This is a genomic window from Aquabacterium sp., from assembly GCF_004297345.1.
Lineage (GTDB): Bacteria > Pseudomonadota > Gammaproteobacteria > Burkholderiales > Burkholderiaceae_C > Aquabacterium.
This window is the reverse complement of record NZ_SCTN01000076.1, coordinates 1-9,045: the sequence shown is the minus strand read 5'-3', so window position 1 is coordinate 9,045 and position 9,045 is coordinate 1. Positions and strand designations below refer to the sequence as shown.

The window sequence follows — 9,045 nt, the reverse complement described above, 5'->3', positions numbered from 1 at the left end:
GGTGGACGCGCCAGTGGATGTGTCTGTGGCACCCAATGGGTACAGTGCGTACTTTGCGGGCTGGACGGCCAAGATCGACGGTCGCCTGCCGCTGCCCAATCGCCCTGACTTGTTGCTGAACCTGACGGTCACGCAGCCCGCCTATGGCCAGTACGCGTTTGCGGGCAGCTATAAGCAGGGCACCGACGTGATCATGCTGTCAGGTCTGGTGGATGACAAGGTGTCCGAGCCCAACACCGTCACCTTGTCGACGCCTTCCGGCGTGACCGTGACGGCCAAGTACGGCGATACGGTCTATCAGATCAAGAAGGCGGCAGCTGTCGTGGGCGTGTTCACGCGTTCCAACGGCAAGATCGTTTACGCGGACAACACCTACGAGCAGTTCTGATCGGCGTTGAGCTGATTGGCAAAAACCCCCGCAGCGCCCTCGGTTTGCCATCCGAGGGCCTTGCGGGGTTTTGCTTTGTGCGGGAAACGCTTGGCGCTTGTTTACTGCGGCGGCGGCATGAAACGCGGCCCCAGCAGCCGCTCCAGCGCCACATCGATCACCAGGCTGCACACACTGTAGAGCACCGAGCCCAGCAGGGCATGCCAGAAGCCTTGTACCTGAAAGCCCTCCAGCAGGTGAGACGCCATCTGGAAAGTCAGGGCGTTGATCACGAACAGGAACAGCCCCATGGTCAATACCGTGACCGGCAGGGTGAACAAAATCAGCAAGGGGCGCACAAAGGCGTTGAGCAGGCCGATGACAAAAGCGGCCCACATGGCCGAGCCAAAGCTACGTATCTGGATGCCGGAATCCAGTTGTGTGAGCAGCACCAGGGCGCAGGCCAGCAAGAGCCATCGGATGATCAGTTTCATGGCGAATTCAGTGTTTACTCTCGGTCATTTTGCCTTCAGATGTTGTCAGACCCGGTCGATATTTCCCGGACGTTGTCCCCGGTCAAGCGAGCCAGTCATGGCTGGCTCGGCAAGGGTTAAACCGATATGGCAAAACTGAAGCCCGGCGCCAGATGGTCTGTGTGGCGTGAACCATGGCACGTTTTGACCGGATTCATGAATCAGACCTGAAGGCAGTACCGTCCATGCGTGTGTTGATCGAGCGTTTCATCATCAGTTCCACCCCGGCATGGCGGGTGTTGCTGGCGGTGTTTGCTGCGACACCGTTTTTCCTGATCGTGCTGCTCCTGCACGGTTGGGCCGTGGGCGTGCCCGAAATCCGGGCCGGGCTGAACGTTGGCGTCTTGTACTTCTCCCAAAGCGTGCTGGTCCTGGCCATCGGGATCAACCTCTACGCCACGTTCTGGCTGTGGCCCAGGCGCTATCTGCATGATGCCTTGCCGCGCATGACCTTGCTGGTCTGTCTGTCCATTGGCGTGGGCTATACGGTGGTCACCATTCAGTCGGGGACGTTCACCTCGCCGCCGAATCTGATCTTGCTGGGCATCCTGGCGATTGGCTTGCTGCTGTTCGAGCGTCACCCCATGCTGATCTCTTATGTGGTCTGCGTAGGCTTGTTGACAGGTTATGACCTGGGCGTGATCCTGGGCTACTGGTCTTATGCCCCCGCACTCACCGAAAAAGTCATGCAAGGCGCGGCGCCTGTGTGGTGGTTTGGGGCTTGGCGGCAGTTGGTATTTGTGATCGGCTATGTCGTGTTGACGAGTCTGCTGTTGTTGCTCTTTGATCGCCTGGATCAGGTGCATGCCAAATTGCGGCGGCTGTCGTATACCGATGGCTTGACGGGTTTGGCCAACCGCCGTCGGGCCATGGAGGTGCTGCACAACGAAGTCGCCCGTCAGGCGCGAACCGGGCAGACGCTGGCCGTGGTGTTGATTGATGCCGATCATTTCAAACAGGTCAATGACCAGCATGGCCATGACATGGGCGACAAGGTATTGCGCAGCCTGGGCAAGTTGCTGATGGGCTGTGTGCGCAGCCCGACCGATGTGGCTTGTCGCCTAGGGGGCGAGGAGTTTGCGCTGATCTTGCCCGACACCCGCCATGAGCAAGTGGAAGCCGTGTGCGCCAGATTGCGCGAGCAACTGGCTCAGTTGAGCTTTGGCGAAGGTGATGCGGCCTTCAAGGTCACGCTCAGCATGGGCGTGGTGGAAGGCACCGGTCAGGACGCCGAATACCTGCTTCAGCAAGCCGACCTTCAGCTCTATCGGGCCAAATCCACAGGCCGCGATCGTGTCTGCATGGCCCATATGGCTCATATGGCCAACGGGGCAGCGACATGAAGCAGGCCTTTGCACACTGGTTGCGTCAGCTGGAGAGCCGCATCGTCGATCGGCAGGACAGCACCAGCGCGCTTGTGCTGGTCGAGGCCACCTTGCCCATCTTGCTGTTGATGTTCCTGCTGCAATGGCTGGGCATACGCGATGAGAGTGTGCGGGCCTTGTACCGCCCGTCTTTGCTGAATTTCTCTCTATGGGCGCAGGGGGCTTTCATCGCCTGGTTGATGCTCATGGGTGTGATCGCATGGCATCGCCGACGAGATACCGAAGCCATGCCCGTGCTGGTGCAGTTGACCGCCGTGCCGGCCATGCTGGGCGTGGTCCTGCTGTCGCTGGCGCATGGCCTCAAGGACACACCGATGTCCATGGTCTTGCTGGCCCAGTTTGTGTTTGCGCGGGCCTTGTTCTCGCTGTATCAGTTGCGATGGGCGTTCTCATTGAGCCTGCTGGCTGTGCTGGTGGTCGAGGTCTGCATGTTCCAGGGGTGGCTGCCTTATGCGCCCATGCTGTCTGCGCCGGTCTATATGGGTGGCGATCTGCATCCCTGGTGGGCCTTGTGGGTGCGTGTGGTCTTCTCATCGGCCACCTTGCCGCTGTCGGGCATCCTGTTCTTCCTGGCGGCCACGCTGGCCAGTCATCGTCGGGCCCTGGAGACCCTGGTGCGCACGGACATGCTCACCGGCCTGGCCAACCGGCGCGAGTTCATGACCCGGCTGGAGCGTGAATCCCATCGCCAGGCGCGCTCTAGTCGGCCTTTGTCGGTCGTGTTGTTTGATGTGGACCACTTCAAGCGCGTCAACGACACCTGGGGACACCCGGTTGGTGATGAAGTTCTCACCAAGGTGGGGGAGATACTGCGTTCCTCCACCCGCGAGCAGGTGGATACTGCTGCTCGTTACGGTGGGGAGGAATTCGTCCTGCTGTTGCCAGAAACAGATTTATCGGGGGCCCAGCACGTGGCGGAGAAAATTTCAGCCCGTTTGCGCGAGCATGCGTTTGTTGCCAATGGTCAGACCTTCACGGTCACTCAGAGTGTCGGTATTGCCCAGGTTGTCGAGGGCGACACAGGCTGGGCGCTGAAGGTCGCAGACCGCAACCTCTATCAAGCCAAGCGTGACGGGCGTGATCGCATTGTGGCGTCGGTCGCCTTTGCCGAAGGGTTGACACATGCCTGATCTGCTCAGTCGAAGGGGCGGGGGCAAGGCATGAAGCTCAAGACCGTCTCGCGCGGCGCCTTCCTCATGGTGCAGGCCGCCTTGCTGGCCAACTTTGTTTTCTTGATGCTGATCCGTCAAGCGTATCTGTCTGCCGAGCAGGCGGTACAGCGCCGCACGGACACCATGAAGCTGGTCTCGGGCTTGCAGCATGAAACGGCGCTCCTGCGCAGGCTGGTCAGCGCCTACACGGCCACGGCTGATCCTCGCTACTTGCTGTATTACTACGACGTGCTGGCCATTCGCGAGGGCAGCAAGCCTCCGCCCGCTGTGGAAGACCCCAGCCTGTACTGGGAAGATGTGATCGCCGGTCGGCGTCCGCACAAGTTGCCAGACAAGCAGGCTGGCGTGTCGCTGATGGGGCGCTTGCAGGCGCTGGATGTCAGTGGGGACGAGGTCGATGCGCTCAAGCGGGTGCTGGCCGCCAGCGAGCGCCTCAAGAAGACCGAGCAGATTGCCTTTGCGGCCACGCAAGGCCTGTATGACCGTACGCGCCAGACCTATGTGTCTGATGGCGACCCGGACCTGAAGTTCGCCGGTGAACTGGTGCACTCGCCCACGTATGAGGCGCAGTCGGCCGATCTGGCCCGCGCCGTGGCCAACCTCAGCCTGGCCACCGATGCCCGAACGGCTGCGGCACGCGTGCAAGCCTCCAGCCAGTTGGAGCATTACATCCTCATGACCTTGGGCGTGGACATGGCCTTGCTGCCAGCCATGCTGCTGGTGCTCTACGGTTTGCAAAGTCGCTTGTTCCAGCCCATCAAGCGCCTGGACCAGGTCGCGCAACAACTCGCACGCGGCAACTACGACGCCCGCGCCGGTGGCCGTCAGCGTTGGGCCGAAGAGCTGGACAACCTGGCCATCACGCTCAACACGATGGCGCACGCCGTGCAGGACGACATCAACCAGCGCGCCCGGGTACAGGGCGAACTGCGCGAGGCGCGTGACCAGGCCGAGGCGGCCACACGGGCCAAGTCGATGTTCCTGGCCAATATGAGCCACGAGATTCGCACGCCCATGAACGCCATCCTGGGCATGAGCCACCTGGCCTTGCAGACGGATCTGGACGAGCAGCAGCGTGATTACCTCAACAAGGTGCAGTCTGCTTCGACCATGCTGCTGGGCGTGATCAACGACATCCTGGACTTTTCCAAGATCGAAGCCGGCAAGCTGGAGCTGGAGTCCACGCCGTTCAGCATCGAGGATGTGGTTGGCAACGCCCTGACCATGCTGCGTCAGCGCGCGCAGGAAAAAGACATCGAACTGCTGTGTGCCTTCGAGGACCCGAGCCTGCTGGCCGACGCCGGCACCGTCTTTGGCGATGCCTTGCGGGTCGGGCAGGTGCTGACCAACCTCATATCCAACGCCGTCAAGTTCACCCACTTCGGCCACGTCAAGCTCAGCGTCGGGCTGATCAGCCGCGTGGGCGAGCGCCTGATGCTGCGCTTTGAAGTGCGCGACACCGGCATCGGCATGAGCGAAGGCCAGGTTGATCGGCTCTTTCAGGAGTTCACGCAGGCCGATGGTTCGACCACGCGCAAATACGGCGGCACCGGCCTGGGCCTGAGCATCAGCAAACGCCTGGCACGCCTGATGGGCGGCGACATCGTCGTGGCCAGCAAGCTGGGTGCGGGTTCCTGCTTCACGTTCACTGTGCCCTTGCGGCTGGCGGCCGCTTCTGCACAGCATGTTCTGCCCAAGAGCGTGGACCGCATGCGCGTGCTCGTGATCGACGATCAAAGCGAAACCTGCCAGACCTTGTCCGGCCTGTTGGGCGCTTTGGGCGTGGGCCAGGTAGATGGTGGTCTGGTGCGCGTGGTGCCCAATGGCGAAGAGGGTATCCGCGTGGCGCAGGAGGCCCTGGACGCAGGCCAGCCCTATGACCTGGCCTTGCTCGATTGGGTGATGCCCGGCCTGGGCGGTGCGCAGACCTTGTCGACCTTGCGTGAATGCCAGCCGGATTTGATGGTCGTGGTCATCTCCGCCTATGGGTCAGACAACCTTCGCGCCGAAGCGTTGTCTGCCGGCGCGCACACCTTCCTGACCAAACCCATCCTGCCTGAAGCCTTGCGCACCTTGCTGCATCGCCTCAAGGGTGAGGGCAGCAGCGCGGCGGTGCCACAGGTCGCTCCGCCAGAAGAAGTGATTCGTCTCGATGGCTTGCGTGTGCTGGTCGTCGAAGACAACGTGCTCAATCAGCAACTGGCGATTGAACTCTTGTCGCGTCGAGGCGCGAGAGTCGACGTGGCCGTCAACGGCATCGAAGCGCTGGAGCGCCTGCGCCAAGGCGGTGGGGCGTCTTACGACGTGGTGCTGATGGATCTGCAGATGCCCGTCATGGATGGCTATGAAACGACGCGTGAAATACGTAACGATCCGTCTTTGACGCACGTGCCCGTGATTGCCATGACAGCACATGCCATGGCAGAAGAGCGCGAGCGCTGTCTGGCGCTGGGCATGGTCAACCACATTGCCAAGCCGCTGGACCCTCGCGCCCTGTATGCCGCGCTGGCACCGTTCTGCGGGCTGGCTGTCAAAGTGATGGCACAGCCCTACCCGGCAAGGCAACGCCGAACACCGGATACGCCCCGTATAGAAGGGCTCGACGTAGACACCGCTCTCAGTCGCTTTGAGGGTGATCTGCCGCTGTATCGCATCACGCTTAATGCCTTTGTGGACCATGCCGAGCATGTGCTGCAGTGGCTGCCTGGCGCTTTGCAGCAGGCCGATTGGACTGCCGTGGCCCGTGAAGCCCACACCCTCAAAGGCCTGGGTGGCACGATCGGTTCCCAGGTTTTGCAGGGGTATGCCCGAGGGTTGGAGGCTGCTGCCAAGTCAGAGGATGCGGCCGCAGTGCAACAAGCCGTTGCAGAGCTGGTGCAAGTCCTGTCGCCCTTGGTCAAAACTCTGCAAAACTACCTGACCGAGATCGAAGTTACGTCACCTGAGCCTGCGCCCGTGCTGGTCCATGAAGCCAGTCCGAGCGACCTCGAGCTGGCTCAGCGCCTCAAGCAGCTGACCGGCGAGTGCGACAGCGAGGCCCTGGCGCTCTGGCAGCAATACCGCAACGCCTTTGCGGCCTGGCTGCCGGCTGTCACCACGGCCCGGTTGAACGCGGCACTGGCGCGATGTGACTTTGACTCTGCTTTCGGGCTGCTGGATGAATTGGACCTGGAGGCCAAACCACAATGAGCGCTGACAAGGCCCCGTTGCCCACGGTATTGGTGGTGGACGACGCGCCCGCAAACCTGAGCCTGCTGGCCGGGTTGCTCAACAAGTCGTACCGCGTCAAATTGGCACCCTCGGGCGCCAAGGCGCTGGAGCTGGCGCATCGCGGCCTGCCGGATCTGATCCTGCTGGACGTGATGATGCCGGAGATGGATGGCTACGAAGTGTGCCGTCGGCTCAAGGCCGACCCGGTCACGGCGCGCATCCCCGTGCTGTTCCTCACGGCCATGAGCCAGCCAGAAGATGAGGCCCGCGGCTTCGAGGTGGGCGCTGCCGACTTCATCCAGAAGCCCATCAGCCCCGCCATCGTGCAGGCCCGTGTGCGCACGCACCTGCAGATCAAGGCCTATCAGGATCAGCTTGCGCGCCAGAACCTCTGGCTGCAATCCGAGCTGGAAAAGCGCCTGGCCCAGGTTGATCAACTGCGCGAAGCCACCTTGCATGTGATGGTGTCGTTTGCCGAGTTCCGTGATGAAGAAACTGGCAACCACGTCAAGCGCACGCAGGAATACGTCCGCACGCTGGCCACGCACCTGTACGAGCAAGGCGCCCACCTGGACCTGCTCAATCCCGATAGCATCGACCAGATCGCCAAGTCCGCGCCCCTGCACGATATTGGCAAAGTGGCCATTCCTGATCACATTCTCCTCAAGCCCGGGCGTTTGAATGACGAAGAGCTGGTCATCATGCGGCAACACGCCATGCACGGCTGGGACATGCTCCAGCGTGCGGCCAGCCGCATGGGTGATGAAGACGGCTTCCTGCACCACGCCATGGACATCTCTCGCTACCACCACGAAAAATGGAACGGCAGCGGCTACCCGGACAAGCTCGCTGGCGATCAGATCCCCTTGTCTGCACGCCTGATGGCTGTGGCCGACGTGTATGACGCGCTGATCAGCCGCCGGCCCTACAAGGAGCCGATGAGCCATGAGCGTGCCGTTGCCTTCATCCGAGAAGGATGTGGCACGCACTTTGATCCCGAGATCGTGCAAGCCTTTGATGACACGCTGGACCAGTTCGTGCGCATTGCTGCCACCTGGTCCGACGAATAGCCGACGATTAGGAAGACCCTGCGATGACGCTCATGCCCTCTGTTCGCTCGCTCGCTGCCTTGCCGTTGGGCCTGTGCCTCTTGGCCGCTCAGACCAGCAGCCAGGCTGTGGACTTCAGCACCTCGGGTTTCGGTACCGTGGGGTATGCGGTCTCTGACCAGCCCTATTACTACCAGCGCTTCATCGACGACAAGGGCACCTTCAAGCGCGATACCGTGCTGGGCGCCCAGGTTGATGCCAAACTCAGCGCGGAATGGTCGGCCACCGTGCAGGCCAAGGTGGCGCCCTCCCTGCACAACGACGACGACTGGTCGCTCTCAGCCTCCTGGGCTTTTATTTCCTGGCGCCCGGGCAATGACTGGCTGCTGCGCCTGGGCAAACAGCGCGTGCCCATGTACCTCAACTCAGAGAACATGGACGTGGGCCAGACCTACGATTTCGCTCGCTTGCCTTTTGAGATGTACGGCCTGTCGCCGTCCAATGACTTCAAGGGCATCTCTGTTTCGCGCAACTGGCTGCCTGATATCGGCGAGGTCACGCTGGATGCTTTCCATGGCGAAGCTGATATATCTGCCCGGGCCTATGGGCGAGATCGCGGCGCTGTGTTCATGCCGGTATGCACGACCATCACGGGCTCTGTGCTGACCCTCAAGAAGGACACCTCGACCTGGCGACTTGGCTTGCATCACACCGTCACCAGGCGGCGTGATGGGGAGAGTTTCCCAAGTCATTTCCCCTACGTGGATGCCGGTGGTTACTACCGCGTGGACAACGCGATGTTTGGCACGGAGCCAGTAGGAACGACGTCAAGCATCGTCAATGACGTCATCACACTGGGGGCCGACATGGAGCTGGCACCAGATTGGCGTCTTGTCAGCGAGTTTGCCCGCAACATTCAAAAGCGCACGGAAAATGGCGCCAACACGGCGGGGGGCTACATCGCCGTTTTGCGCAAATTGGGCGGCTTCACGCCTTATGTCAGTTACGCCAGACTTCGGTCCATGGGTGTGTCCGTGCGCATGGCTGATGCCCTCAACACGGCGCAGTCGCCTTTCTTTCCGGCAGACCTGAACTATTCGCAGCGCGCCGCCTCCGACGCCATCATGGTCTACGACCAGGACACCGTCGCACTCGGCACCTCCTACGCACTGACCGCTCAAAGCAAGCTCAAGGCGGAATGGGCGCGAACCCGCATCGGCAACCGATCCGCCACCGTGGATTCTCCTGCCGGTGACGATGTGATTCGACGTCAGCGCATCAATGTGCTGTCCCTCAACTACAGCTTTGTATTCTGAGGGGCCGGCCATG

At 61.5% G+C, this 9,045-nt stretch carries 7 protein-coding genes; 6 read left to right on the top strand and 1 reads right to left on the bottom strand.

What is annotated here, in order from left to right; all coding sequences use genetic code 11:
• A partial coding sequence (locus EPO09_RS02265; protein ID WP_290639750.1) for a hypothetical protein occupies positions 1-388 on the top strand: 388 nt, incomplete at its 5' end.
• Between the two features lie 101 nt (positions 389-489).
• Here the strand turns inward: EPO09_RS02265 and EPO09_RS02260 are convergent.
• Positions 490-861, bottom strand: a complete 372-nt coding sequence (locus EPO09_RS02260) for a phage holin family protein (RefSeq protein ID WP_290639748.1) — start codon at positions 859-861, stop codon at positions 490-492.
• Positions 862-1,085: 224 nt separating this feature from the next.
• On the opposite strand from EPO09_RS02260, the gene EPO09_RS02255 reads away from it, so the two are divergent.
• The 5 genes from EPO09_RS02255 to EPO09_RS02235 are packed head-to-tail and all read left to right on the top strand — an operon-like array spanning position 1,086 to position 9,032.
• Complete coding sequence (locus tag EPO09_RS02255) at positions 1,086-2,243, top strand: GGDEF domain-containing protein (protein WP_290639746.1); 1,158 nt, start codon at positions 1,086-1,088, stop codon at positions 2,241-2,243.
• Complete coding sequence (locus EPO09_RS02250) at positions 2,240-3,415, top strand: diguanylate cyclase (RefSeq protein WP_290639744.1); 1,176 nt, start codon at positions 2,240-2,242, stop codon at positions 3,413-3,415. The genes EPO09_RS02255 and EPO09_RS02250 overlap by 4 nt, the downstream gene beginning before the upstream one ends.
• A 30-nt stretch (positions 3,416-3,445) precedes the next feature.
• A complete protein-coding gene (locus tag EPO09_RS02245; protein ID WP_290639742.1) occupies positions 3,446-6,646 on the top strand; it encodes a hybrid sensor histidine kinase/response regulator in 3,201 nt (1,066 codons plus the stop codon).
• Complete coding sequence (locus EPO09_RS02240; RefSeq protein WP_290639740.1) at positions 6,643-7,737, top strand: two-component system response regulator; 1,095 nt, start codon at positions 6,643-6,645, stop codon at positions 7,735-7,737. Before EPO09_RS02245 ends, EPO09_RS02240 begins: the two co-directional genes overlap by 4 nt.
• A gap of 23 nt (positions 7,738-7,760) precedes the next feature.
• Positions 7,761-9,032 carry a hypothetical protein gene (locus EPO09_RS02235; RefSeq protein WP_290639739.1) on the top strand — a complete coding sequence of 424 codons (1,272 nt, stop codon included), beginning with the start codon at positions 7,761-7,763 and terminating at the stop codon, positions 9,030-9,032.
• The last annotated feature ends 13 nt before the right edge of the window (positions 9,033-9,045 follow it).

Bases quoted from the DNA above. Each gene is read 5' to 3' on its own strand.
- EPO09_RS02255 (WP_290639746.1), top strand. From the start codon at position 1,086: ATGCGTGTGTTGATCGAGCGTTTCATCATCAGTTCCACCCCGGCATGG.
- EPO09_RS02250 (WP_290639744.1), top strand. From the start codon at position 2,240: ATGAAGCAGGCCTTTGCACACTGGTTGCGTCAGCTGGAGAGCCGCATC.
- EPO09_RS02245 (WP_290639742.1), top strand. From the start codon at position 3,446: ATGAAGCTCAAGACCGTCTCGCGCGGCGCCTTCCTCATGGTGCAGGCC.
- EPO09_RS02240 (WP_290639740.1), top strand. From the start codon at position 6,643: ATGAGCGCTGACAAGGCCCCGTTGCCCACGGTATTGGTGGTGGACGAC.
- EPO09_RS02235 (WP_290639739.1), top strand. From the start codon at position 7,761: ATGACGCTCATGCCCTCTGTTCGCTCGCTCGCTGCCTTGCCGTTGGGC.
- EPO09_RS02260 (WP_290639748.1), bottom strand. From the start codon at position 861: ATGAAACTGATCATCCGATGGCTCTTGCTGGCCTGCGCCCTGGTGCTG.